This window comes from Phosphitispora fastidiosa (assembly GCF_019008365.1).
Classification (GTDB): domain Bacteria; phylum Bacillota; class Thermincolia; order Thermincolales; family UBA2595; genus Phosphitispora; species Phosphitispora fastidiosa.
This window is the reverse complement of record NZ_JAHHUL010000004.1, coordinates 91,958-117,400: the sequence shown is the minus strand read 5'-3', so window position 1 is coordinate 117,400 and position 25,443 is coordinate 91,958. Positions and strand designations below refer to the sequence as shown.

Sequence of the window (25,443 nt, the reverse complement as noted above, 5' to 3'; positions counted from 1 at the left end):
TGGAGGATGAAAGATGATTTTTGGCCGTAATGAACTGGGGGAGTATGAACATAATGCCGGCAGGCAGTGGCTGGCTGCCAACGGTTTGGGGGGGTTTGCCTCATCAACTGTGATTGGTGCGAATACCAGCAAATATCATGGGCTGCTTTTTGCATCACTGAAGCCTCCTGTGGAGCGGACCCTGCTGTTGGCTAAGCTTGAGGAAGAAGTGGAGATTGAGGGCGAGACTTATCTGTTGGGCTGTAACCATACGGGAACAGGTATTTACCCCAAAGGGTATACTTACCTGCAAAGTTTTGAACTGCGGCCTTTTCCGACATATACTTATGCATTCAAAAATGTCATCCTGGAAAAAACCGTCTTTATGATTCGCGAGGCCAATATTACCATTGTCAGGTATACTGTCTATTCCGGCAGCGCTAACCCGGTAAGGGTAAGGGTGACTCCTTTGGTAAACTGCAGGCATTACCACCATACCATAAGGAAAAATGACTGGCCCTTCAGCCAGGAAACAGAGCAGAGGTCTGTGGTCATTGAGGCATATCCGGAAGCGCCGAAGCTGCATCTGTATTCGGACCGGGCTGTATATAACAGAGGTTCCGGGTATTGGTTTGAAGGGATGTTTTATGCCCAGGAGGAGGACAGAGGCCTTGATCCCTGGGAAGACCATTTTATGCCGGGTAGTTTTGAAACGGCGGTATCTGACGGGGAATCCTTCAGCATCATCGCCTCCGTGGCAGGAGAAAGAGGTATTACCAATCCACTGCTGGAACAGGTGAGCGCCGAACGCCGCCTGGCCGGAATTGTTGAAGAGCTGGGATTTCAGGAGGAGTTCGTTAACCGGCTGGTCCTGGCTGCAGATACATTTATTGTCCGGAGGGAGTCAACCGGGGCCGGGACAGTTATCGCCGGATACCCGTGGTTCACCGACTGGGGCCGGGATACAATGATAGCTCTACCGGGACTGACCCTGGTGACCCGCAGGTTTGCCGAGGCCAGGGAGATCCTGCAGACCTTTGCCAAATACTGCGCAGATGGCCTGATTCCCAATATGTTTCCTGATCAGGGGGGAGAGCCGCTATACAATACGGTTGATGCTTCACTTTGGTTTTTTAACTCTGTTTACAAGTACCTCCAATATACAGGTGATCATGAGTTTATAAAAAAAGAGATTTACCCGGTACTCAAGGAAATAATCATAAATTACCGCCAGGGTATGGCCTTTAATATTGGTATGGATGATGACGGCCTGATTTATGCCGGGGAGCATGGTATTCAGCTAACCTGGATGGATGCCAAGGTTGGTGACTGGGTAGTGACCCCAAGACACGGGAAACCGGTTGAGATTAATGCCCTTTGGTATAACGCCCTTGAAGTACTACTTCGTCTGGCCGGTGAATATCGTGATAACGATGTCGATTTTGACTCATTGGCTGCCAGGGTGAGGAACAGTTTTGTAAACCGGTTCTGGAATCCGGAGAAAAAGTGTCTTTATGATGTGATTACCGGCAGCAATAAAGATGAGTCAATCCGGCCCAATCAGATTTTTGCGGTTTCCCTGCCTTTTTCGCCGCTGGACCACGGGAAACAGGTTCATGTGGTGAACACTGTATGGCGCGAGCTGTATTTCTCCTATGGCTTGAGGAGTCTGTCAGCTGCTGATGGCGAGTACCATGGAAAATACCAGGGTGATGTCGTCCAGAGGGATTCGGCGTATCACCGGGGAACGGGATGGGGCTGGCTGGCCGGCCCATTTATAACTGCCTTCCGAAAGGTTCATGATTATTCACCCGAGAGCAAGGTGATTGCAGAACGGTTTATTGTGCCCTTTAAGGCACACCTTAGGGAACATGGGGTTGGCACGATATCAGAAGTGTTTGACGGCGACCCGCCGCATCACCCCAGGGGCTGTTTTTCCCAGGCATGGAGTGTTGCTGAGGTGCTGCGTGCTTATGTTGAGGATATATTGATGAAGTTACCGAATGAAGGGGGACGAATTTTATGAACAACCTGAATGACCTGAACAGGCTGGAACAGATTAAAGCCAATGACCCCGGTGGAATGCTGGATGCCCTGTGGAAGATGCCGGAACAGTGTGAGGAAGCCCTGGAAATAGGGAGGAAGACGGAGATGCCTTCAGAATATGGCTCTGTTTCCAACATAGTTGTCACCGGGCTGGGAGGCTCGGCTATCGGTGGTGATTTCCTGCGCCTTTATGTGACTGATCAGGCCGGCATACCGGTAATTGTTAACCGCGACTATACCCTGCCCGCATTTGTTAACAGCAAAACCTTGCTGTTTGCCGTAAGTTATTCCGGGAATACCGAGGAAACCCTCAGCGCATATGCCCAGGCCAAGGAGAAAGGCGCCAGGATAGTAGCCCTTACTAATGGAGGGAAACTGCGGCAGCTGGCTGAGAGTGACGGTTACCCGGTGATAGTTGTGCCTGCTGGGATATCGCCCCGGGCGGCGACCGGCTACCTTTTGATTCCCACCCTGGCAGTGCTGGAAAAGCTGGGCCTGATCAGCGGCCTGGCAGTTGAAGTGGAAGAATTGACGCGGACGCTGAGGTCTCTCAGAGAGCAGGTGCAGCCTGAAGCCCCGGTTGAGCAGAACACTGCCAAACAGATTGCAGCCAGGTTTTACGGGAAAATACCAGTGATTTGGGGGGCTGGGGGCAGTACAGAGGTAGTTGCCATGAGGTGGAAGGGCCAGGTTAATGAAAATGGGAAGGCGCCGGCCTACTGGAATATTTTCCCCGAACTTAACCATAATGAGATCGTGGGTTTCGAAGAACCTACCGCCCTGCTGGGACAGCTGGAAATTGTGTTCCTCAGGGACTCTGATGACCATCCCCGGGTTCAGAAACGCATGGATATCAGCAAAGAAATAATCAAGGGTGTAGTTAGCGGCATTACTGAAGTGCGGTCTCAGGGTGAAGGGCGATTGTCCAGACTGTTTTCCCTGACCTATATTGGCGATTATGTCAGTGTTTATCTGGCAGCCCTGTACGGGATTGACCCCACACCTGTCAGGAACATTGACTACCTGAAACAAAAACTGGCTGAAAGTTAGTCTTGATGTGGGAGGTGAACTGCCATTAAACTTGAACTTAAAGCGGACTTACATATTCATTCTGTCGCCAGCGGCCACGCTTACAGCACTATTGGGGAAATAGCTGCTGCAGCGCGGGACAAGGGCCTGGAGATGGCAGCAATTACCGATCATGGACCGGCCATGCCGGGAGGCCCTCATTATTACCATTTTGGAAACCTGCGGGTACTGCCTGCTGAATTATGTGGGGTCAAAATCCTTAAAGGTGTTGAGGCCAATATCATTAATGAAAAAGGAGAACTTGACCTGGACAGGTATTATCTTGAGCGGCTGGACGTCGTCCTGGCAGGGTTTCATGCCAGGTGTTTCGGTTCTTCAGTCATGGAGGACTGCACCAGGGCCCTGTTCAATGCTCTGGAAAACCCTCTGATAGATATCATTGTCCATCCCGGAAATCCGGAATTCCCCTTGGATTATGAGGCAGTAGTCAGAAGAGCGGCCGAAAAAGGCATCCCCCTGGAAATCAACAACAGTTCTTTCTGTGGCAGCCGCAGGGGAAGTTCCGGCAACTGCTCCGATATAGCCCGCATGATTGCAGCCTATGGCGGGCCCATGGTTATTGGGAGCGATGCTCACTTTGCCGGTGATGTGGGCCGTTTTGACTATGCTGTAGAGGCAGTGCTGGCGGCAGGTATCAGGGAGGAACAGGTGTTGAATACCTCTGTGGAGAAAGTGCTGCATTACCTGGGCAGGAAGAAAACTGATAAAGGTGATCCCATTGAATGATAAATTTGTGATTGGAATTGACCTTGGGGGTACAAATATAAAAGGCGCCCTGCTTGACCTGGATGGAGGGATTATCGAAAAAAGGGAGATTCCTACTCTGGCCAATGCGGGGCCGGAAGCTGTCGCCGGAAGAATTGCCGGGATGATAACAGAACTTGAGGCCGCGGTGAGAGATACCGGTAAAAGTGTAGCCGGTGTGGGTATCGGGGTGCCCGGACAGCCAGAACGCAGCACAGGTGAGGTCATTTTTGCCCCCAACCTCTACTGGAGAAATGTTCCCCTGGTAAAATACCTTCGCAGGTATACCGGGCTGCCAGTATTTCTGGAAAATGACGCTAATGTAGCTGCCCTGGGGGAACAGTGGCGCGGCGCCGGCCAGGGGTCGGCAAATATGGTCATGGTGACAATAGGGACCGGCATAGGTGGCGGCATTGTCCTTGATGGGCGTCTCTATACAGGGTCAAACGGCGCTGCCGGGGAACTGGGGCATGCCGTTATTGAGCCCGCCGGGCCTCAGTGCAGCTGTGGCCGCAGGGGCTGTCTGGAAACCCTGACTTCGGCAACTGCCATGGTCAGGATGGCCCGGGAAGCGCTGGACAGGGGCGTAAAAACCGAACTTTCCAAGGAAGAAAACTTGGAGGCCAGAGATATCATTATGGCTGCCCAGGCCGGAGACAGGCTGGCCCTGGATATAGTCGAAAAGGCGGCATATTACCTGGGAATCGGGCTGGGTAACATTATCAACATACTGAACCCGGACACCATTGTCATCGGGGGTGGTGTTTCCAGAGCCGGGGAGCTGTTGTTTGAACCCCTCTGCCGGAATGCCCGCGCAAACTGCTTGGATTGTGCAGGCAGTATAGTCCGAATAGTTCCCGCTCAACTGGGTAATGACGCCGGATTTGTAGGGGCCGCAAAACTGGTACTCCAGGATAATACTAAAAAATGTATAATTTAGTATGATAATTTAATAAGTGAAAAGTGGACAAAATACCTCACGTATATTTACTTGGGCCAGCAAATTAATTTTTATGCCGGCCGATTAAGTGAGGTGTTTTTTATGGAATTTTTTGCAGACTGGCATACTCATTCCAAGTACAGTGACGGGAAAGGTACGATTCCGGAAAATGCTGAGGCAGCTCTGGCCAAAGGGCTCAGCGAGCTTGCCATAACTGATCATGGGCCTGCCAACATCGGTACTGGAGTGAAATGCTGCGAAACATATTTTGAAATCATTGATGAGGTCAGGACAATCAGTGAAAGGTATCCCGGACTCACCATAAAGGTTGGTGCAGAAGCGGATATTACAGGCAGTGACGGATCCATAGATATTCCCTCAGAGGTACGGGACCGGCTGGATATCCTGATAGTGGGCCTGCACCCCTATGTAATGCCTGCTTCCCTGGAAGGAGTCTGGTCGGTGGTGGGAATTAACCAATTGGCAGGTATCAGCAGGGGGGGGCGGGAAAGGGCGCGGGTAAGCAATACTAAAGCCCTTAAGGAAGCGGTGTACAGATTTGACGTTGACTTTATCAGTCATCCGAACCTGAAAATGCCGGTTGATATCAGCGAATTATCTGCAGCCTGTGCCGCCTGTGATACTGCCATCGAAATTAATACAGGTCACCACTATGATAAGGAAGTTCTAGTGAGAGCGGCGGTGAAAACAGGGGTTGATTTTGTGGTCTGCAGTGATGCTCATTTTCCCGCGTCAGTTGGAGAATTGCAGGAGGGAGCCGCTGTCTTGGAGAGGTTCGCGGTTTCAGGGGAAAGAGTGTTAAATGCTGTATGAAGGAAAAAGGATTTTTACGGCGAAATAGTCAGTAACCGATAATATGGGGTGGAGAAATGAATGATATCAAATTTGTAATTGTAACTGGGCTCTCCGGAGCGGGGAAAACCCAGGCTATATGGTGTCTGGAGGATCTTGGGTTTTTCTGTGTGGACAACTTGCCCCCGACCCTGATTCCCAAATTTGCCGAACTTTGTGCACAATCAGAAGGCAAAATAAATAAGATAGCATTGGTAGTTGATATCAGAGGCGGGGGATTTTTTGACGCTGTTTATGATTCCCTGGAAAATCTTAAATCACTGGGAATCAAGTGCGAGATTCTATTCCTGGATGCATCTGACGAGACTCTGGTAAGGAGGTTTAAGGAATCACGAAGACGCCATCCCCTGGGTATCCACGGCAGGGTCCTGGAAGGCATCAGGGAAGAGCGGCTGAAGCTTGAGGAATTGAAGGGCAAGGCCAGCAAAGTGATAGATACCTCCAATCTCAGCAACAAACAGCTTAAAGAACAGATAACCCTGCTTTACGGAGGGGATAATGAGGAACATAATCTGAACATAAATGTGATGTCCTTCGGATATAAGTATGGCATACCGATGGATGCCGACCTGGTCTTTGATGTCAGGTTTCTGCCCAACCCGCATTACATTGAGGAACTGAGACCGCTGAGCGGTAATGACAGCGAAGTTCAGGATTATGTGCTCGATTCTCCTGTCAGCAGGACTTTTATGAAGAAATTTTCCGGTCTGATTAAATTCCTGATTCCCCATTACATCAAAGAAGGGAAAACCAGCCTGGTTATAGCAATTGGCTGTACCGGCGGGCAGCACCGCTCGGTTACACTTGTCAATAAACTGTTTGAATCCCTGAAAACCAACAATTACCTGGTTAACAAGAGACACCGTGACCTGGAGAAAAACACGTCAGGGGTGTAATGTATGGATAGATTGAAGTGGCTTTACCCCGGTATGCGCATTAAGCGTTGGATGTTCCTGGCTTTTGCCGGGGCAGTCTGTTTTGGGGCCGGGATAATACTGGTGACAAATAAATTGCACCATGTCCTCCAGGGCTCCCCCCTGGCAACAGGGCTCCTCCTTCTTGCGGTGGGAGCTTTTATGGTGTGTTTAGGGACACGGAATACCCTTAATTCATTAATAAAGGCGCTCGCCCCGGGGAGAGAAGAGGATGTTGCCGGTCTTATCTACCGCAAGCATCACCTTAAGCGGGGTCCCAAGGTCGTTGTAGTCGGGGGAGGGACCGGCCTGTCGGTGCTGCTGCGGGGCCTGAAAAAATATACCAGCAATATTACAGCTATTGTTACTGTTGCTGATGACGGAGGCAGCTCCGGGAAACTCCGGGGTGAATTTGGGATACTTCCTCCGGGAGATATCAGGAATTGCTTGGTTGCTCTGGCAGATAAGGAGACCCTGATGGAAGACCTGTTTCAGCACCGGTTTTCCAATGGTTACGGTCTGGCAGGTCACAGCATGGGGAACCTGCTGCTGACAGCGATGACTCAGGTTGTGGGTGATTTTGGGACAGCAGTGAGGGAGATGAGCAAGGTCTTGGCTGTCAGGGGTCAGGTTTTACCTGCTACCCTGAAGAACTGCTGCCTCTGTGCTGAACTTGAGGATGGCAGTATTATTGAGGGTGAATCAAAGATTCCGCGTACAGGCAAAAAGATCAAACGGGTATTTCTTAAGCCTGGCGACTGTGAGCCTGTCCCGGAAGCATTCCGGGCCATAGCAGATGCAGACCTGATCATACTGGGTCCGGGAAGCCTGTATACCAGTGTTATCCCGAACCTTTTGATACGGGGCATGGCTGATGCAATAGCCGCTTCACCGGCAGTGACGGTTTATGCCTGCAATATTATGACACAGCCGGGTGAAACTGAAGGTTACACGGCAGCGGACCATATTAGGGCGATTCACCGCCATGCCGGGTCAGGATTGATTGATTATGCTATTGTCAATGTCCAGGAAATTCCCCGGAAGCTGCTGCGAAAATATCAAAGGGACGGCGCGGTGCCGGTTAAGGCTGACCTGCGGCAGATAGAAGAAATGAAAGTAAAGCCTGTTAAAGAGGACCTGGTTTTTGAGAGTGACTTGGTGCGGCATGACCCGGTAAAACTGGCAGAATCGGTGATGGGCCTTGTCGGTAAGTTAGGACTGGGTCAGGAGAAATCCCTGCTGCAGGGCTTTTTCCTGGTAAAGCAGAAGGTAAAAGGAATGTAGACATTACTAAAACACGACATTTTTTTTGAAAAAAGAAGGGAATTAGACGCGTTTTGTCGAAAAAACAAACACGAGCTTTGAGTCATAATTAAGTAGGAGCGCCTACTATTGAGAGTAGGATCTCTTGTTCCGGCATCTGTTAGTACCATCCGGTACCGATACTGTATGGTACAGGGATGTCTTTTGTTTTTTTTAAGAAGGTGTTGCCTGCGCCGGCCACCCCGGAAGACGTGGAGGAGATCTGGTGTCAAACCGACCTGACTGCACTTATGCCCGACATATACTGTTGAGTGAAACCAAAAAGATCTGTAAGGAACTGTTTGGAAAGGGTCCTGAGAAAGTCAGGTTGCGTATTGCGGGTGATGTTGTAGTTATTGAACTTTTTTGTTTCCTGCGAGCTTCCGAAATCCAACTGATAGGACAGCAGCCACAAAAGGCCGGTCTTGTTAAAGCATACCGGCAGGCAGTATTTGAATGTATGAAAGAAGAAGTGGAACAAAGAGTGGAGAATGTACTGGGCTGTAAAATAATAAGGCATTTATATGAAATAGATGTGCCGGCAAATTTCGCGATAAATGTGTTAATACTGGACGAACCATTTTAAAAGTAAATAAAATGCTTGAAAAAGGTAAACCTGCTAAAGGCAGGGGCACAAAGCCAAGGGTCTAAGGCAGTCATCTCCTGGAGGATAACTGCTTGGCGGAAAGGCTTATATTTTGGGAAGCGCAGCCTGAATGGCTGAAATTCTCAGTTGACATCTATGGTTCCAATCGGTCCGAAAAACGGACTGCATGGTATCTATGGATGTCTTTTGCTATTTTTGATAGGTATAAATCAGTTTGGCGGGAGGTGAGCAGACGTTCCAGAGTAACGGATTACTCTGCAGAAAAGGCTGTACTAATTTACAGGGAGGTTGGAAGAATGAAGAAAAAAGGCTTAGTGAAACTTAAAATCAGTACCAAACTTGTTGGCAGTTTTCTGGTTGTATTGCTTTTAACGGCTTTTATCGGGGTAGTGGGGATAATGCAGGCAGACCAGATTAACGGAAATGCCACCGAAATAAGTGACAACTGGATGCGCAAGACCAGGATTGTTGGTGAGCTAAACGGCTATAACGCGGATTACCGAATTTATATAGTCCAATACGCCTTCTCGGCTTACCGCGGGGATGTTAATAGCACTGCGGGGTATAAAACGCAAATTGATAAAAGTGTTCAGGATTTTGAAGCAAAAATTTCTGAGATCGAAGGTCTCGTGACAACAGAAGATGGAAAAAAGGTGTTTGCTGATATCAATTCAACCTGGAAGGAGATGCTGGAGACTGATGCCCGCCTCATGGAACTTGTTACTGTCGGTAGGAACGCTGAGGCACTGGCCCTTCTGGAGGGTGAGTCAAGGGCGAGGTATGATGCCGGCAACAAGGTATTGGATGACTTCGCCGTATTAAACAGGCAGGAAACCGATGCACTTGTATCCAGTAATAAAAGCGCTTATGACATAGGAAGAAATACCAGCATTATTACCATTTTTATTGCCCTGGCGGTGGGATTGTTACTGGCTGTATTCATGGCCAGAAGTATATCAAAACCTGTTACCCAGATGGCCAGGGTTGCCCTAAAACTTGCTGACGGGGATCTCACTGTAGAGGAACTGCGTGTCAAATCCAGAGATGAAATCAGGGACCTGGCAGAATCATTTAATAAAATGGTCAGGAATCTCAGGGAACTTATACAGGGGATTAATACCACCAGTGAATCTGTTGCTGCTACCAGTGAGGAACTTTCTTCCAACGGTGAGGAGGCTACTAAGGCAACTCAACAGGTTGCCAAGGCCATTGAGCAGATAGCTATGGGCGCAGGGGAACAGTCCAGAAGCGTTACTGATACCGTTAAGGTTGTGGAACAGGTATCTCAGGCTATCGAACAGATAGCATCAGGCGCCCAGGAACAGAGCAGAAGTGTGGTTAATACTACGTCTATGGTTAATGAGATGACCGACAAAATTGAACAGATGGCACGGGGAATGGATAAGGTAAAAAGTTCCTCAAAGCAGAACGGGGAAGTGGCTTCTGCAGGGGGACATGCTGTGGAGAAAACTGTTAAAGGTATGCTGGGGGTAAAAGGAGCAGTTTTTGAGACTGCCCAAAGAATAAATGAGTTAGGTGAACAGTCCCAGAAGATAGGGGAAATTATCGAGGTAATTGATGATATTGCCGAGCAGACCAACCTGCTGGCCTTGAATGCTGCTATTGAAGCTGCCAGGGCCGGTGAACACGGAAAAGGGTTTGCGGTAGTTGCCGACGAAGTGCGGAAACTGGCTGAAAGGTCAGGTAAAGCTACAAAGGAAATTGCTCAATTGATAACCAGCATTCAGCAGGGTACTGAGGTAGCGGTAGAGTCCATGCAGGTAGGTACCCGGGAAGTAGAGGAAGGGGTTACACTTGCTGAAGAGGCCGGCAGTTCCCTGAAAGAAATAGTTGACGGGGTAGAAACCGCAGATGAGCAGGTAAACCGTATTATGAGCCTTATCAAGGAGATTCTCTCCTCCAGCCGGGAGGTTTCAGAGGTTGTTAACAATGTCGCTGCAATAACAGAAGAAAATACAGCAGCAACTGAACAGATGGCTGCATCCGCAGAGCAGGTAAATTCTGCAATGCAGAGTATTGCTTCTGTCTCCGAGGAAAGTGCTGCCGCTTCCGAAGAAGTATCCGCTTCTACCGAGGAACTTAATGCCTCTGTGGAAGAGATTTCGTCATCATCTGAACAACTGGCTAAAATGGCCCAGGAACTTCAGGATATGGTGGCCCAGTTTAAAGTGTAATATGCAGGATTTGGAGGTGAGGTAATGGAGTACAATACATCAGAAGGAAAACAGTATGTTGTGTTCAGACTGAGTATGGAAGTCTTTGGCTTGGAGATAAACAGGGTAAAGGAGATAATTATTTACCAGGAATATACTAATATACCTGGTGCCGGTGAATTGGTGGAAGGGGTGATAAACCTCAGAGGTCATGTTATCCCGATCTTTAACCTAAGAAAAAAGTTTGGTTTTCCGCAAAAGGATAGGACTGGAAATACCCGAATTGTAGTGGTGGAAGCAAATAATAATACAGTAGGGTTAGTAGTGGATAGCGTGTCAGAGGTGTTGGCAATACCCGGAAGTTTGATAGAAGAGCCATCGGCCATGCTGTCATCAGGACTCGATGCAAATTTCATTACCGGAATAGCTAAGATTGACAAAAGACTTGTTATTGTTCTTGACCTGGAGAAAGTCGTTAGTATTGATATTGACTAGAGTCTAGCACCGGACGCGGTTTAAGTATACATAAATATATCAAGCCGCTATCTCCGATATTTTGAACAGATAACCGCCTTAGGGTGGTTATCTGTTTTAGGTTATCGGGAAGAGTCCCTGCGGCAGGAAAATGAAGGTAAATTGCTACTTTTTTAAATATTTATTAACAAATAATGCCTGAAAAGGAGGAAAATATCGAACTATGTCGTAATATGTATAAAATAATATACATATTTGATTTGTGATTATAATATTTTGCTTGTCTGTCTAAAGTCATACCAAATCAAATAGAGGGTGAAAGTAATCCGGAAATAAGCCGGATTAAAAGACCTGATGCTGTTTAGCCGTCCGTGGGCCTCCAAAAGAGGAACGGTGGTTTCATTCAGTGTTGGGTTTTTGTTTTTAAATCAGATATAAGGGGGGAGGGCTTATTCAACTCACATGATGTTGACAGAATTGTGCTGTGTAATCGTATTTTGGCAACTTTACCGGAATATTTTTCACCATTAACACTAAGTTGTACAAACAGGAGGCGATCTTATGAAAAAGATTAGCTACAAGATTCTTGCCGGTTACCTGGTGGCGCTAATTCTTCTGACAGTAGTTGCATATCTGGGTATCAGCGGCATGCAAAGCGGGCAGCAGAGCTTTACCGCACTTATTAATAAGCGATTGGAGCTTACTTCCAATATCGAAAGGATGAGATACTATATTACGAGCCAGGGTTACAGTTTCAGGGGATATATGATAACCAAGAACAGCACTTGGTATGATAAATTCATTGAATATGGGGAAAAGGTAGGGTTAGCAGAAGAAAATATCAAAAAAGAGATGACTACAAAGCAGGGTGCCGAAACACTGGCCAAGATGGTTGATTTGCAGAAACGATATGAAGATATTTGTGCACAGGTTAAAATCCTTATTGATTCCGGTCGTGAAAATGAAGTAACCCCGTATACAGATGAAGCGGGCAAGATATTTGCCGAACTGGAGACATTGGGAGACGAATTTGTTAAGCTCAATGAACAAGCCAGTCAGGACGGAATTCTCGCTGAGGCCCAACGGGCTGAAAGGACCCAAATAATAAGCATAGTAGTCTCGGTCTTGGCAGCACTGCTAAGTATCGGCACCGGATTGTACCTCAGCCGTAGCATATCCAGGCCTGTTGTGGCATTGTCTGCTGCCCTTGCCAGGGTTGCCGACGGGGACCTTAGTGTGGAGAAAGTCCGGGCAACTACCAGTGATGAGGTCGGACAGATGACAATGGCCTTCAACACTATGCTGGAAAGCCTGAGAGATATGATTAATCAAATTAGTTCTTCCTCCCAGTCCGTGGCGGCAACCAGTGAGGAACTGTCTTCCAACGGGGAGGAGGCCACCAGGGCAACCGAGCAGGTGGTTAAGGCCATAGAACAGATTGCTGCCGGAGCGGGTGAGCAGTCAAAGAGTGTTACTGAAACAGTCAAGGTGGTTGAACAGGTATCACAGGCTATTGAGCAGATTGCCTCAGGCGCCCAGGAACAGAGCAAGAATGTGTTAAGCTCAACCGAACTGGTAAATGGAATGGTGCAAAAAATCGATACAATGGCCGGGGGCATGGAAACGGTTAGGAAAGTTGCGGAACAAAGCAAGACGGTTGCCGAGAGTGGCGGCGAATCAGTTGAGAAAACTGTTGCGGGAATGCACAAGGTTAAAGACGCATCTTCTGATACCGCTCTGAAGATAAGGGAACTGGGAGAACAGTCTCAAAAAATTGGTGAGATAATAGAAGTGATTGATGATATTGCGGAACAGACCAACTTACTGGCTTTAAATGCTGCCATAGAGGCAGCCCGTGCGGGGGAACACGGGAAGGGTTTTGCGGTGGTGGCAGACGAGGTGCGCAAGCTGGCAGAAAGGTCAGGTAAAGCCACCAAGGAAATAGCAGAACTTATTACAGGGATACAGAAAGGGACTACGGCAGCCGTTGAATCTATGGAAATAGGGGCCAGGGAAGTTGAAGAAGGAGTAATCCTGGCTCAGGAGGCTGGAAAAGCTCTTGAGGAAATTATGGCAGGGGTAAAAACCTCCAGTGAACATGTTAACCAGATAATGGGCATCATCAATGATATTCTTAAAGGAAGTCAGGAGGTAGCCAAGACAGTTAATAATGTTGCGGCAATAACAGAAGAGAATACGGCAGCGACCGAGGAGATGGCTGCATCTGCGCAACAGGTGAATTCATCCATCCAAAACATTGCCTCCGTTTCAGAAGAAAGTGCGGCAGCGGCAGAGGAAGTCTCAGCTTCGACAGAAGAGCTTAACGCATCTGTGGAAGAGATTTCGGCATCTTCTGAACAACTGGCCAAAATGGCTCAGGAACTTCAGCAGATGGTTGCCCATTTCACGTTATAGACGCAGTTGGTGCAGTAACACCCCAACTGCATAAACAGGAGGTTGAATTGATGACAGATACGGCGATTCAAAGGACAGGTACTGGCGGGAAAATTAATGATGAGCAGCAATATGTAGTGTTTCAACTGGGGGCAGAGGTATTCGGAGTGGACATAAATAAAATTAAGGAGATAATCACCTATCGGGAAACAACCCAATTGCCCGGGACGGGGCATCTGACCGAAGGTGTGATTAATCTTAGGGGAACAGTAATCCCTGTTTTCTGCCTGAGAAAGAAATTTGGTTTTTATGAGGCTGAAAATGACCGTAATACACGCATCGTTGTTGTTGAGGTGCATGACAGTACAGTAGGAATAGTGGTTGATGCAGTTGCCGAGGTACTCCTGATATCAGGAGACAGTATTGAGGAACCTTCTTCAATGGTAACATCAGATGTAGATGACGACTACATTACCGGGATTGCCAAACTGGAAGACAGGCTGGTAATCATCCTGGACCTGGAGAAGGTAATCAACCCCGGTGCGGTATCTGTTTAACAGATACCGGGGCAAAGCGACCTGTATAGGAAAAAGCGGCCCTTCTGCTGTAAGGAATATTAAGGTATATATGAAGGCCTAATGGTTCTGCGGGTGAAGTCCCCGTGAAATCATAGGGCCTTTTTTCTGGAAATCAAAACCGGCAAATTTGAGCATAAAGGGGATAAACCATGGAATGTCGAAAATAGTGTCACAAAATTATAAGTTATTAATAAGTTTTTAAAGGGGCAGAATGGTATGAAAAACGGGGAACAAACACTGGAGAATTCAATAGCTTCAATGATTGCCGGGGAGATAAAAACCCGTACCGGGAAAGGGCCCGCAAATACCGAGGTTTTTTTACATAACCATTACCTGCTGGTTAAAGTATCAGGATACCTGCTTCCTTATGAGAAAGAACTAAGTCGAGCCGGACAGGGATATTTTGATGTCAAATTTAACCGGGCCAGGTGGGTTCATACTAACATAGAAGCGCTGATGGAAAAAATGTCAGCCCTCATAGGAAGGATAATAAAAGAATTTTATTATGACGTCAACCCGGAAACGGACTGTTCCATAACGGTGTGGTTTTTCGAATAAAGCCGGCGCCCTTCATTGCCGGCTAAAAGCATAAAAACCCCCTCCGGAGGCAGACTAGTACTGACACGGAGGAGGTGAGACTAGTTGGCAAAAATAAGAGGCAAATTGTTTTTGGCCTTGACTTTGATGTTGGTGTTAATCGTATTCGGCGGCTGCGCGGTCCAGAGAAAACCGCTTCCGCCTGAACCGGATGCACCTGACAGGGTTCCCGAAATGGAGGTTAAACCCGCTCCGGATAGAAGTCCTGCCGAGGATAGGGATATAGCTGCAGATATTAATAGGATTGCCGAGTCTGTCCCCGGGGTGGCGAGGTCTTATTCCGTGGTGATTGGGAATGCGGTTCTGATTGGGCTTGATATTGATAAGGACCAACAGGAACAGGGGATCAGCAAAATTAAGAACAGGGTTGCTGAAAAGGCAGAGGCGGATTCGCGAATTGTCAGAGCTTATGTTTCATCTGATCCTGACACTACTGCAAGGATAAGGGAACTGGCAGACAACATTAGGAATGGCAGGCCCGTAACCGAGTACCTGGATGAAATCGGGGAAATAATTCAGCGTTTGACGCCCCAAACTGATTAGTGAGGATAATTTAGGGCCTGACTGTGGAAAACTCTGCAGTTGGGCCCTGCCTGTCCCATGTTGTAACAGTGTGCTATAATTATTTATAGGTTATGAATAAATCGGAGGGGCGGAAAATGTCTTTTTCCACTGATACCAAAAATGAACTGGCCCGGGTGATGGCTCAAAAACCATGCTGTCAGACGGCTGAACTAGCTGCTCTGGTTAAGATGGACGGCCTAATCCAAATTAGCGGCCGGCACCGGATTTCTCTGCATTTGATAACTGAAAGCGCTGCGGTAGCCCGCAAATTGATTACCTATTTAAAAAGTCTCTATGGGGCCCATACTGATATTCTTATTAAAAAGAAAAACAAACTGAAAAAAAACAATGTCTATTTGGTCAGGCTGGTGACACAGGATGACGTGTCTACAGTGCTTCGCTCCCTTGGAATGATTAATGACTTAGGCCGGCTTTTGGATGACATTAAACCTGACCTGTTAAAAAAGGAATGCTGCCGGAGGTCTTATCTCCGCGGAATTTTCCTCGGCGGTGGTTCAGTGAGTGATCCTGAGGGGGATTACCATCTTGAGATTCTGGTCAATGATGAAGACTTCAGTCGGGAATTATGTAAACTTCTGAAACGGTATCACCTGGCGGCAGGAATTAATAGAAGGAAGAACTGGGATGTGGTTTATCTTAAGGGCAGTGAAGATATCATCAAGCTGCTTAACCTCATGGGCGCTCACGGGGCCTTGTTAAATTTCGAAAATGTCAGGATTTATAAAGATGTCAGAAATCAGGTTAACCGGCTGGTGAATTGTGAAACGGCAAATCTGAACAAAACTGTCAATGCCGCTGTCAGGCAGGTTGAGGATATCAGGCTGATTGACAGAGTCATAGGCCTGACCAAGCTTCCTGACAATCTCAGGATAATAGCTGAAAACCGCCTCACTTATCCCGATATCAGTCTCAAGGAATTGGGGGAGACGGTGAAACCCAAAATAGGCAAATCCGGGGTGAACCACCGGATGAGAAGAGTACAAAGAATTGCGGAAAAGATTAGGGAAAGCATGAAAGCCGAATAAGGACATATGTTGCCTGCATAGTATTATATTAATCGTAAAAGCAGGAAAACAACGGGGATTCACAGAAACAATACTTATACTAAATTAGGGAGTGGCTTTTATGCGTATGGGGTTCGGGCTCCACCAGGAGCAAACACAAAAACTTATGATGACCCCTGAACTAAGACTGGCAATAAAAATTCTCCAGTTTTCAACCGTTGAACTTACAGAATATATCGAAAATGAACTAGTGGAGAACCCACTGCTGGAAATTGCCGAAACTGCTGCGGATACGACTGATTCCACTGATTCCCCGGGTGATATCGAACCCGAGACCCCCGGCGAACAGGATTCTAAAGATGAAATGGAAAAAGTGGATATTGACTGGGACCAGTATTTTGATGATGGTACCAGCTACCGGAATGAGTGTACTCTTAACCGTCAGGAAGAAACTCCGCGTTATGAAAATTTTATCGCAGAAGTTCCCACCCTTCAGGAGTATTTGATGTTTCAACTGGCTCTCGCTCCTTTGGATGCGGAAGAAAAATCAGTGGGAGAATTCTTTATCGGAAACATTGATGATAACGGTTATCTGCACTGTTCCACAGATGAGACTGCGGTCAAGTGCAATGTTCCTTCAGATACTGCAGAAAATGTTCTGCAGATTATTCAAGGTATGGAACCTCCCGGGGTAGGAGCCAGGGACCTTAAGGAGTGCCTGCTGATACAGTATACACAGCTTGAACTTAAAAACGATTTATTGAAACAGATTATCTGTGATTACCTGCAGGAAGTTGCCGCCGGAAAAATCATGAAGGTCGCCAAAAGGCTGGGTGTTCAGCTGTATGAGATGCAGGAGGCGATGGATCTTCTGAAATTGCTTGAGCCAAAGCCGGGGAGGACATTTTCACCTACGGACAGTACCCGGTACATCATTCCTGATGTTGTTGTGGAAAAGGTGGAGCATGAATATATTATCCTTGTTAATGACGTGTCCACACCGCGGCTTACAGTTAGTAATGCCTATAAAAAATTTGTCAAGGGAAGCAATGCGGACCAGGAAAGCCGCAAGTATATAGAGGATAAGCTTAACTCTGCCGTGTGGCTGATGAAGAGTATTGAACAGCGCCGGGAGACTCTTTATAAGGTTTCCCGCTGCATAGTTGATTTTCAGAAGGACTTTTTTGACAGGGGAATAAAGCACCTGAAAAGTATGAACCTGAGAAATGTAGCTGAAACCCTGGGGGTACATGAATCAACCGTAAGCAGGGCTGCTGCCGGCAAGTACATGCAAACACCTCGGGGATTGTTTGAAATGAAGTTTTTCTTTTCCAGCGGTGTTTCCAACGTTCACGGCACATCAACCTCTGCAGAGGCTGTAAAAAAAATAATCAGGGAACTGGTGGAAGCAGAAGATTCGCATAAGCCTCTTAGTGATCAGAAGCTTGCAGAAGATCTTCAGGCCAAGGGAGTCAATATTTCCAGACGTACCGTGGCTAAATACCGGGATGAAATTGGGATTCTGCCCACATCCAAAAGGAGAAGGTATCGTAAATAGAATAGGTCCGGAATATATTGAAATAATAATATTGACACCCGAATTCAGCGGCAAAGAAAAATATGGAAGAATTTTTGGCTGGCAAAAGGGATTTTGCATTAAAATGTAGAATAATATTCCCGGTTGGGCAAAAAATAATCTTCTTTTTTTGTTTGCCGGGACATATAATTATGTAGCGGGACATTAAATGGCCCACTTCTGGAGGCTGGAGAACCTATGACAGATATTATAACCCTGCAGCAAAAGATAGCTCCCGAATTAATAGAACTTATCGAAAGAAGATATACTATACTGCGACATGTATCTCATTCTCAGCCCGTGGGCAGGCGCGTTTTGGCCAATGACCTTAGGCTGGGTGAGCGAATGGTCCGTTCCGAACTCGATTTTCTTAAGCGCCAGGGCCTCCTGGAAGGTGATCTGTCAGGTGTAAAACTTACTGATAACGGTGAACTGCTGATTCACGACCTTTCGGACTTTATCAAAGACCTGAGGGGGCTTGTGAATATTGAAACCAGCTTGAGGGAGAGCTTGGGCCTTAAGCAGGTAGTTGTTGTTCCTGGGGATTCCGATGAGGATGAACTCGTAAAAAAGGAACTGGGGAGGGCAGCGGCGCGGCATTTGCTTAGTGTAATGGAAGAAGGCAGTATCATTGCAGTAACAGGTGGAACCACAGTGGGAGAAGTGGCCAATGCAGTACAGGTATCATACAGTCCCAGAGACCTGTTGGTCGTTCCTGCCCGGGGAGGCTTAGGGGAGGAAGTGGAGATACAGGCTAATTCTATCGCAGCTAAAATTGCCAAAAGGTTAAAGGCTTCGTACCGACTGTTGCATGTTCCGGACAATATTACTGAAGATGCCATGAATTCACTAATTAAAGATCCTCATATAAAGGAAATTATCAAAACTATTAAATCTGCAAACATCCTTGTACATGGCATCGGTAATGCCAGGGAAATCTCGGTCAGCCGGGACGATTCTGCCGAAGAGACTAAATGGCTGCTGGAATCAGGAGCGGTTGGCGAGGCTTTTGGACATTACTTTGCCAGAAACGGGACCATAATTTGGACAATACACAGCCTGGGTATACGTATTCATGACCTTAAAAGGATTGACCATGTGATTGGCGTTGCCGGAGGCAGTAAAAAGGCGGCGGCAATCCTGGCGGTTTTTTCCAGCGGCAGTGAAACCGTTCTGGTAACTGATGAAGGCGCCGGAAGGGCTATGCTGGAACAATTAAATGGCAAGGGCAATAGCTTTAAAAATAAAGGAAAGTAAATTTCCGGGAGACAAGCTAAAATTAAAGGAGGAGATTATATGAGTGTAAAAGTAGGGATTAACGGATTTGGACGTATAGGGAGGCTGGTTTTCCGAGCGGCATTTAACAACCCCGAAATTGATATCATTGCTGTAAATGACCTTACAGATGCCAAAACTCTTGCTCATCTGCTGAAATATGATTCAGTACACGGGATATTTCAAGCCGAGGTCAAAGCCGGGGATGGGGCGATTATTGTCAATGGCAGGGAAATCAAGGTTACAGCTGAGAAAGACCCTGCCCAGCTGCCCTGGAAGAAATTTGGGGTTCAGGTTGTTGTAGAATCAACAGGGAGATTCACCAAGCGTGCCGATGCAGCCAAGCATCTTGAGGCAGGAGCTGCCAAAGTTGTAATTTCGGCACCGGGAAAAGAAGAGGATATCACCATAGTGATGGGTGTTAATGATGAAAAGTATGATCCGGCAAATCATCATATCATTTCGAATGCCTCCTGTACTACCAACTGCCTGGCACCTTTTGCCAAGGTTCTGCACGAGAAATTTGGGATTGTCAAGGGCTTGATGACAACTATCCATGCTTATACAAATGACCAGCAGATTCTGGACCTTCCGCATAAAGACCTCCGCAGGGCAAGGGCAGCCGGAATGTCGATGATTCCTACTACCACAGGAGCTGCCAAGGCAGTGGCTCTGGTCCTGCCGGAATTAAAAGGTAAGCTGAACGGCTTTGCCATCAGGGTGCCAACCCCCAATGTTTCATGTGTAGATCTGGTTGCCGAGGTTGCCAAGCCAACCAGTGCAGAAGAAGTTAATGCGGCTTTTAAAGCTGCATCCGAAAATGAACTTAAAGGAATACTTCAATATTGTGAAGAGCCTTTGGTATCCAAAGATTTTAACGGTAACCCGCATTCTTCAATTGTTGATGCCCTTTCTACAATGGTAATAGAGGGTAATATGGTGAAGGTGCTGTCCTGGTATGATAACGAATGGGGTTACTCCAACAGGGTAGTAGACCTTATTGGTTTCATTACCGGCAAAGGTTTGTAAAGGATTTAAAAGGGTTGCTATGCTGGGAAAATTTAGTCGGGAGCAGGGAGGCGGGATGTTTTATGCAGGTTAATACCATCAGGGAAATGAATGTAAAAGGGAAGAGAGTATTTGTCAGAGTAGACTTTAACGTACCTCTCGATGAAGCCAGGGCTATCACAGACGATACCAGGATAAGAGCTGCTGTCCCTACTATAAAATATCTTACAGAGCATGGAGCCAAGGTTATCCTGGCTTCTCACCTGGGACGGCCAAAGGGCCAGGTAACAGAGAAGTATTCTCTGGCCCCTGCAGCCAAGAGACTTGAAGAAATCCTGGGCCAAAAGGTAGTTTTTACCCGGGACTGTATCGGTGAAGAACCGCAAAAGGCTGTCGCCAAAATGAATAACGGGGATGTCGTGCTTCTGGAGAATCTTAGGTTTCATGCCGGTGAGGAGAAAAATGACCCTGAGTTTGTCAGGGAGCTGGCAGCGTTGGCTGATATATTCGTAAATGACGCTTTTGGGACAGCTCACAGGGCTCATGCTTCAACTGCAGGCATTGCAGGGCTGCTTCCTGCGGGTGCGGGCTTCCTGATGGAAAAGGAAGTGGAGTACCTGGGCCAGGCTGTGCGGAATCCGGTCAGGCCATTTACTGCCATCATTGGAGGGGCAAAGGTATCGGACAAGATTGGTGTTATTGAGAATCTCCTTGATAAGGTGGACACCCTGATAATCGGAGGGGGTATGGCTAATACCTTTTTGAAAGCCCAAGGCTATGACATGGGGAATTCCCTGGTAGAGGAAGACAAGGTTGCCCTGGCCAGGGAGACCATAGAAAAGGCTGGAGCAAAAAATATTAAGCTGCTGCTTCCGGTTGACCTGGTAGCGGCGGAAAGCGTTTCACCGGATTCACCCCACAAGGTTGTAAGCAAAGACGGGGTTCCGGGTGATTGGGCTGCAGTGGATATTGGACCTGAGACGGCCAGGATATTTGCTGGTGCCGCAAGAGAGGCCGGTACCATTGTCTGGAACGGGCCTATGGGAGTCTTTGAGATGGCGTCCTTTGCCAGAGGCACAGAAGCTGTGGCCAAGGCAGTCGGCGAATCTGCCGGCACGTCAATAGTCGGCGGCGGGGACTCGGTTGCCGCAGTCAGGAAGATGGGGGTAGCTGAAAAAATCAGCCATATATCAACAGGCGGCGGGGCATCACTGGAGTTTTTGGAAGGCAAGGAACTGCCGGGGATCAAGGCCCTGGAAAAAGTGGCAGTTATGTAAACAGAGATTAAGGAGGTGGCAGGTTTGCGTAAACCTATCATGGCCGGTAACTGGAAAATGAATAAAACCGTTGAAGAGGCGATTTTACTGGTCAGTGAATTGGGAATGCTGGCTGACGAGGTGACAGACACAGAGGTGGTAGTATGTCCGCCCTTTATAGCGCTGGATGCGGTGATAGAAGCCGGTGCAGGGTCTAAAATTTCTTTCGGCGCCCAGAACATGTACTGGGAAGAAGAGGGAGCCTTTACCGGTGAGGTGTCTCCGGCAATGCTGCAGGATATGGGCTGCAGTTATGTTATCATCGGTCATTCGGAACGCCGGGAGTATTTCGGAGAAACAGATGAGTCGGTCAGCAAAAAGCTCCGGGCTGCACTTAGGTTTGACCTTATACCCATAGTTTGTGTAGGGGAAAAACTGGAGGACCGGGAAAAAGGAACAACAGAAGAGGTTATTCGCAAACAGGTTGAAACCGGTCTGTCTGGACTTGATAAGGAACAGGCGGCAGGCCTGGTTGTTGCTTATGAGCCTGTCTGGGCTATCGGTACCGGAAAAACTGCTTCAGATGAGGATGCCCAAAAGGTAATCCAATTTATCAGGCAGGTACTCACCGGAATGTATGGGAAAGATGCCGCCGATAGGGTACGCATCCTGTATGGAGGCAGTGTTAAGCCGGAAAACATATCCGGCCTGATGCAGCAGCCTGATATTGACGGCGCATTGGTTGGCGGAGCCAGCCTTGATGCAAAAGTTTTTGCGTCGATAGTAAACTTTCAGAAGTAAAGACGACTGCTGCAGGTATTGGAAACAGTGACTAAGAAGGCTGTGACTAAGAAGGAGGTGGTATGGTGCCGGCTGTTGGGAAACCACTGATGTTAATGATTTTGGACGGATGGGGAATAAGTGAGAAAGAAAAGGGAAATGCTGTCACACATGCCAATACTCCTTATTATGATGGGCTGCTCAATACATATCCCCATACTCTGTTGGGAGCAAGCGGTGAAGATGTGGGGCTGCCTGACGGACAGATGGGCAACTCCGAAGTGGGACACCTGAATATAGGGGCCGGGCGGGTAGTATACCAGGATTTTACTCGCATTTCGAAGGCCATTCGTGAAGGAGACTTTTTTACCAATGAGGTGCTCCAGGAGGCTGTCAATAGAGTCAGGGACAATGACAATGCCCTGCATCTGGTGGGCTTACTTTCTGACGGAGGGGTTCACAGTCATATTAAACACCTTTATGCCCTTCTGGAACTGGCAAAACAGCACGGGCTGCAGAGGGTTTATGTCCATGCCGTTCTTGATGGACGGGATGTTCCCCCGGCAAACGCCAGGGAGTATATCGATGCCCTGCAAAATAAGTTTGCCGAACTCGGCCTGGGCGCCATTGCCACTGTAATGGGACGTTATTATGCCATGGACAGGGACAAGAGGTGGGAAAGGGTTGAGAAGGCATATTATGCGATGGTTTATGGAGAGGGTATAATGGCAACCCTGCCATCGGGGGCAGTTGCCCAGTCTTATGAAAAAGGCGAAACAGATGAATTCGTAGTTCCGGTGGTGATTATCAAGCAGACTGGGGAACCGGTTGCCACTATAAGAGACGGTGATTCGGTTGTCTTCTATAATTTTCGGCCCGATAGGGCCAGGGAGATTACACGGGCATTTGTTGACGACGATTTTTCAGGCTTCGCAAGGAAACAGGATTACCCGAAGGTGCATTATGTGTGTTTGACTCAGTATGACAAGACAATAAATGCTCCGGTTGCTTTTAAGCCTCAGGTCCTGGAAAATACACTGGGTGAATACCTGGGCAAAAAAGGAATCAGGCAGCTCAGAATCGCGGAGACCGAAAAGTATGCTCATGTTACATTCTTTTTTAACGGTGGAGTTGAGCCGCCAAACCCGGGGGAAGAGAGGATTTTAATTCCTTCGCCCAAGGTGCCGACTTATGACCTCAAGCCGGAAATGAGCGCTTATGAGGTTACTGAGGCGGTCCTCAAAGAAATTGACGCTGACAAACATGATGTTATCATACTTAATTTTGCCAACCCCGATATGGTTGGCCATACAGGTGTTATGGATGCTGCAGTAAAGGCAGTTGAGGTAATAGATGACTGCATGTCCAGAATAGTTGAAAGAGTAAAAAAGAAAAACGGAATTGTCCTTATTACAGCAGACCACGGGAACGTAGAACAAATGAGTGCTGCGGACTCAGACCAGCCGCATACGGCCCATACCATAAACAGGGTTCCTCTAATTTATGTTGACAATGGCAGTCCAAATGCTGTGATGGAGGCGGGCAGGCTTGAGGATGTGGCCCCGACACTTTTACGGCTGCTTAGCATAGAGAAACCCGCGGAAATGACGGGAAAACCGTTAATCAGTTAGCAGGCACTATTGAAATCAGTTAGCAGGCACTATTGAAATGGAGGTTTTGAGAATGACGATTATTGCTGATGTTTGTGCCCGGGAAATTCTGGACTCCCGCGGCAACCCCACAGTGGAAGTGGAAGTATTTCTGGAAGACGGCACCATGGGCAGGGCAGCTGTGCCGTCAGGGGCTTCAACCGGGGCATACGAGGCGGTTGAACTCAGGGATGGCGACAAGGAACGCTATCTGGGCAAGGGAGTCTTGAAGGCTGTCGAAAATGTGAATACTGCTATCGCCCCCGAACTTATCGGGCTGGATGCCCTGGATCAGGTTGAGATTGACCGGACCATGATTGACCTGGATGGAACTCCAAACAAAGGAAATTTGGGAGCTAATGCCATTCTGGGAGTATCTATGGCGGTTGCCAAAGCCGCAGCTAAAAGTCTTGAAATGCCCCTTTATAAGTACCTGGGAGGCATTAATGCCAAGATGCTGCCGGTCCCCATGATGAATATCCTCAATGGTGGCAAGCATGCAGACAATAATGTTGATATTCAGGAGTTTATGGTTATGCCCGTGGGAGCGCCTGACTTTGCAGAAGCCCTGAGGATGTGTGCCGAGATTTTCCACAACCTGAGAAGTGTACTTAAAAGCAAAGGGCTAAATACGGCGGTAGGAGATGAAGGCGGTTTTGCGCCAAACCTCAAGTCTAATGAAGAGGCGCTTCAAGTGATTATGGATGCGGTTACCAAGGCGGGGTACAAACCTGGGGAAGATATCATGCTGGCCCTGGATGTTGCGGCAACAGAGCTGTATAAGGACGGAAAATACCATCTTGAGGGAGAGGGTAAGGTCAAGACAGCAGATGAAATGATTGACTTTTACGAGGAGCTTTCCGGCAAGTATCCAATTATATCTATCGAAGACGGGCTTTCTGAAGATGACTGGGAAGGCTGGCAGAAGCTGACCACCCGGTTGGGGAAAAAGGTTCAGCTGGTTGGTGACGACCTTTTTGTGACCAACACTGAACGCCTGGCAAGGGGGATTGAGACAAGTACAGCCAACTCAATTCTTGTTAAAGTAAACCAGATAGGCACTCTCACCGAGACCTTTGATGCTATTGAAATGGCCAAGCGTGCCGGGTATACAGCGGTTGTTTCACATCGTTCCGGGGAGACCGAGGATGCCACTATTGCAGATATCGCAGTTGCTGCCAATACGGGTCAGATCAAGACAGGGGCGCCGTCCAGGACCGACCGGGTGGCCAAATACAACCAACTCCTGAGAATTGAGGAAGAACTGGCTGACATTGCCGGTTATGGCGGCAGGAAGGCGTTCTATAATATCAAAGATTAAGATGAATTTTTGCTCGGATTAACCGGCTTTTTGAGCGAATTTGTCATATTGCCGGTATGTCTCCATACAATAATAAAAAGCGGACTTGTACATGTCAAAAGGTTTTGAATCTTCACTATATTACCCCTGATTATTATTGTATTTTTGTCCATCATATGGTATAATTGACCATCATGGGTTACCTGGTTGGGGGGTGATGGAACTACATATTCTGGTTCCGGTTGCTGACCAGGAACCTTTGTGGTGTTGGGTGATAGAGAGAGAGATCCCGCCAAGAA

At 47.7% G+C, this 25,443-nt stretch carries 22 protein-coding genes and 1 riboswitch; all 22 genes read left to right on the top strand.

The window, feature by feature from the left end:
• Positions 1-13: 13 nt before the first annotated feature.
• Positions 14-2,005, top strand: coding sequence for an amylo-alpha-1,6-glucosidase (locus Ga0451573_RS05885; RefSeq protein WP_231682955.1), 1,992 nt, complete (start codon positions 14-16; stop codon positions 2,003-2,005).
• Complete coding sequence (locus Ga0451573_RS05880; RefSeq protein ID WP_231682954.1) at positions 2,002-3,075, top strand: bifunctional phosphoglucose/phosphomannose isomerase; 1,074 nt, start codon at positions 2,002-2,004, stop codon at positions 3,073-3,075. Before Ga0451573_RS05885 ends, Ga0451573_RS05880 begins: the two co-directional genes overlap by 4 nt.
• A gap of 24 nt (positions 3,076-3,099) precedes the next feature.
• The gene (locus tag Ga0451573_RS05875) at positions 3,100-3,840 is read left to right on the top strand and encodes a phosphatase (RefSeq protein ID WP_231683104.1); all 741 of its coding nucleotides are present in this window, start codon (positions 3,100-3,102) and stop codon (positions 3,838-3,840) included.
• Positions 3,833-4,798, top strand: coding sequence for an ROK family protein (locus tag Ga0451573_RS05870; RefSeq protein ID WP_231682953.1), 966 nt, complete (start codon positions 3,833-3,835; stop codon positions 4,796-4,798). The genes Ga0451573_RS05875 and Ga0451573_RS05870 overlap by 8 nt, the downstream gene beginning before the upstream one ends.
• Positions 4,799-4,900: 102 nt before the next feature.
• Positions 4,901-5,632, top strand: a complete 732-nt coding sequence (locus Ga0451573_RS05865) for a PHP domain-containing protein (RefSeq protein WP_231682952.1) — start codon at positions 4,901-4,903, stop codon at positions 5,630-5,632.
• A gap of 56 nt (positions 5,633-5,688) precedes the next feature.
• Entirely contained in the window at positions 5,689-6,567 is an 879-nt protein-coding gene (gene rapZ, locus Ga0451573_RS05860; protein WP_231682951.1) for an RNase adapter RapZ, read from the top strand.
• A 3-nt stretch (positions 6,568-6,570) separates the two neighbouring features.
• Positions 6,571-7,869: a gluconeogenesis factor YvcK family protein gene (locus Ga0451573_RS05855; RefSeq protein ID WP_231682950.1), complete on the top strand. Its 1,299-nt coding sequence runs from the start codon at positions 6,571-6,573 to the stop codon at positions 7,867-7,869.
• A 244-nt stretch (positions 7,870-8,113) separates the two neighbouring features.
• Positions 8,114-8,473, top strand: a complete 360-nt coding sequence (locus Ga0451573_RS05850) for a Na-translocating system protein MpsC family protein (protein WP_231682949.1) — start codon at positions 8,114-8,116, stop codon at positions 8,471-8,473.
• A gap of 13 nt (positions 8,474-8,486) precedes the next feature.
• A riboswitch (cyclic di-GMP riboswitch) is annotated at positions 8,487-8,573 on the top strand.
• A complete protein-coding gene (locus tag Ga0451573_RS05845; RefSeq protein WP_231682948.1) occupies positions 8,566-10,689 on the top strand; it encodes a methyl-accepting chemotaxis protein in 2,124 nt (707 codons plus the stop codon). (Overlaps the previous riboswitch by 8 nt.)
• 24 nt (positions 10,690-10,713) lie before the next feature.
• Positions 10,714-11,163, top strand: coding sequence for a chemotaxis protein CheW (locus tag Ga0451573_RS05840; RefSeq protein ID WP_231682947.1), 450 nt, complete (start codon positions 10,714-10,716; stop codon positions 11,161-11,163).
• Between the two features lie 540 nt (positions 11,164-11,703).
• The gene (locus Ga0451573_RS05835) at positions 11,704-13,557 is read left to right on the top strand and encodes a methyl-accepting chemotaxis protein (protein WP_231682946.1); all 1,854 of its coding nucleotides are present in this window, start codon (positions 11,704-11,706) and stop codon (positions 13,555-13,557) included.
• A 50-nt stretch (positions 13,558-13,607) separates the two neighbouring features.
• Complete coding sequence (locus Ga0451573_RS05830; protein WP_231682945.1) at positions 13,608-14,093, top strand: chemotaxis protein CheW; 486 nt, start codon at positions 13,608-13,610, stop codon at positions 14,091-14,093.
• A gap of 237 nt (positions 14,094-14,330) precedes the next feature.
• Positions 14,331-14,672, top strand: a complete 342-nt coding sequence (locus Ga0451573_RS05825; RefSeq protein WP_231682944.1) for a Na-translocating system protein MpsC family protein — start codon at positions 14,331-14,333, stop codon at positions 14,670-14,672.
• An 84-nt stretch (positions 14,673-14,756) separates the two neighbouring features.
• A complete protein-coding gene (locus Ga0451573_RS05820) occupies positions 14,757-15,254 on the top strand; it encodes a YhcN/YlaJ family sporulation lipoprotein (RefSeq protein WP_231682943.1) in 498 nt (165 codons plus the stop codon).
• Positions 15,255-15,370: 116 nt separating this feature from the next.
• The gene (whiA, locus tag Ga0451573_RS05815; protein ID WP_231682942.1) at positions 15,371-16,321 is read left to right on the top strand and encodes a DNA-binding protein WhiA; all 951 of its coding nucleotides are present in this window, start codon (positions 15,371-15,373) and stop codon (positions 16,319-16,321) included.
• Positions 16,322-16,421: 100 nt separating this feature from the next.
• Positions 16,422-17,858 carry an RNA polymerase factor sigma-54 gene (gene rpoN / locus Ga0451573_RS05810; RefSeq protein ID WP_231682941.1) on the top strand — a complete coding sequence of 479 codons (1,437 nt, stop codon included), beginning with the start codon at positions 16,422-16,424 and terminating at the stop codon, positions 17,856-17,858.
• A 216-nt stretch (positions 17,859-18,074) separates the two neighbouring features.
• Positions 18,075-19,133: a sugar-binding transcriptional regulator gene (locus Ga0451573_RS05805; RefSeq protein WP_231682940.1), complete on the top strand. Its 1,059-nt coding sequence runs from the start codon at positions 18,075-18,077 to the stop codon at positions 19,131-19,133.
• 39 nt (positions 19,134-19,172) lie between these two features.
• Positions 19,173-20,180: an ArsJ-associated glyceraldehyde-3-phosphate dehydrogenase gene (locus Ga0451573_RS05800; RefSeq protein WP_231682939.1), complete on the top strand. Its 1,008-nt coding sequence runs from the start codon at positions 19,173-19,175 to the stop codon at positions 20,178-20,180.
• Between the two features lie 62 nt (positions 20,181-20,242).
• Positions 20,243-21,436 (top strand): phosphoglycerate kinase, encoded by a 1,194-nt coding sequence (locus Ga0451573_RS05795; protein ID WP_231682938.1) that lies wholly within the window; start codon positions 20,243-20,245, stop codon positions 21,434-21,436.
• A 24-nt stretch (positions 21,437-21,460) separates the two neighbouring features.
• Positions 21,461-22,216: a triose-phosphate isomerase gene (gene tpiA, locus Ga0451573_RS05790; protein WP_231682937.1), complete on the top strand. Its 756-nt coding sequence runs from the start codon at positions 21,461-21,463 to the stop codon at positions 22,214-22,216.
• 62 nt (positions 22,217-22,278) lie between these two features.
• Complete coding sequence (gene gpmI / locus Ga0451573_RS05785; protein WP_231682936.1) at positions 22,279-23,826, top strand: 2,3-bisphosphoglycerate-independent phosphoglycerate mutase; 1,548 nt, start codon at positions 22,279-22,281, stop codon at positions 23,824-23,826.
• A 52-nt stretch (positions 23,827-23,878) separates the two neighbouring features.
• On the top strand, positions 23,879-25,165 hold the full coding sequence (eno, locus tag Ga0451573_RS05780) for a phosphopyruvate hydratase (protein ID WP_231682935.1): 1,287 nt from the start codon (positions 23,879-23,881) through the stop codon (positions 25,163-25,165).
• Positions 25,166-25,443: the final 278 nt, after the last annotated feature.

What these genes read in the sequence shown, in the direction of transcription:
- Ga0451573_RS05830 (WP_231682945.1), top strand. Translation starts at nt 13,608, where the DNA reads ATGACAGATACGGCGATTCAAAGGACAGGTACTGGCGGGAAAATTAAT.
- Ga0451573_RS05805 (WP_231682940.1), top strand. Translation starts at nt 18,075, where the DNA reads ATGACAGATATTATAACCCTGCAGCAAAAGATAGCTCCCGAATTAATA.
- Ga0451573_RS05865 (WP_231682952.1), top strand. Translation starts at nt 4,901, where the DNA reads ATGGAATTTTTTGCAGACTGGCATACTCATTCCAAGTACAGTGACGGG.
- Ga0451573_RS05835 (WP_231682946.1), top strand. Translation starts at nt 11,704, where the DNA reads ATGAAAAAGATTAGCTACAAGATTCTTGCCGGTTACCTGGTGGCGCTA.
- Ga0451573_RS05840 (WP_231682947.1), top strand. Translation starts at nt 10,714, where the DNA reads ATGGAGTACAATACATCAGAAGGAAAACAGTATGTTGTGTTCAGACTG.
- whiA (WP_231682942.1), top strand. Translation starts at nt 15,371, where the DNA reads ATGTCTTTTTCCACTGATACCAAAAATGAACTGGCCCGGGTGATGGCT.
- Ga0451573_RS05885 (WP_231682955.1), top strand. Translation starts at nt 14, where the DNA reads ATGATTTTTGGCCGTAATGAACTGGGGGAGTATGAACATAATGCCGGC.
- Ga0451573_RS05800 (WP_231682939.1), top strand. Translation starts at nt 19,173, where the DNA reads ATGAGTGTAAAAGTAGGGATTAACGGATTTGGACGTATAGGGAGGCTG.
- eno (WP_231682935.1), top strand. Translation starts at nt 23,879, where the DNA reads ATGACGATTATTGCTGATGTTTGTGCCCGGGAAATTCTGGACTCCCGC.
- rapZ (WP_231682951.1), top strand. Translation starts at nt 5,689, where the DNA reads ATGAATGATATCAAATTTGTAATTGTAACTGGGCTCTCCGGAGCGGGG.
- Ga0451573_RS05795 (WP_231682938.1), top strand. Translation starts at nt 20,243, where the DNA reads ATGCAGGTTAATACCATCAGGGAAATGAATGTAAAAGGGAAGAGAGTA.
- Ga0451573_RS05855 (WP_231682950.1), top strand. Translation starts at nt 6,571, where the DNA reads ATGGATAGATTGAAGTGGCTTTACCCCGGTATGCGCATTAAGCGTTGG.
- Ga0451573_RS05825 (WP_231682944.1), top strand. Translation starts at nt 14,331, where the DNA reads ATGAAAAACGGGGAACAAACACTGGAGAATTCAATAGCTTCAATGATT.
- gpmI (WP_231682936.1), top strand. Translation starts at nt 22,279, where the DNA reads ATGGTGCCGGCTGTTGGGAAACCACTGATGTTAATGATTTTGGACGGA.
- rpoN (WP_231682941.1), top strand. Translation starts at nt 16,422, where the DNA reads ATGCGTATGGGGTTCGGGCTCCACCAGGAGCAAACACAAAAACTTATG.
- Ga0451573_RS05880 (WP_231682954.1), top strand. Translation starts at nt 2,002, where the DNA reads ATGAACAACCTGAATGACCTGAACAGGCTGGAACAGATTAAAGCCAAT.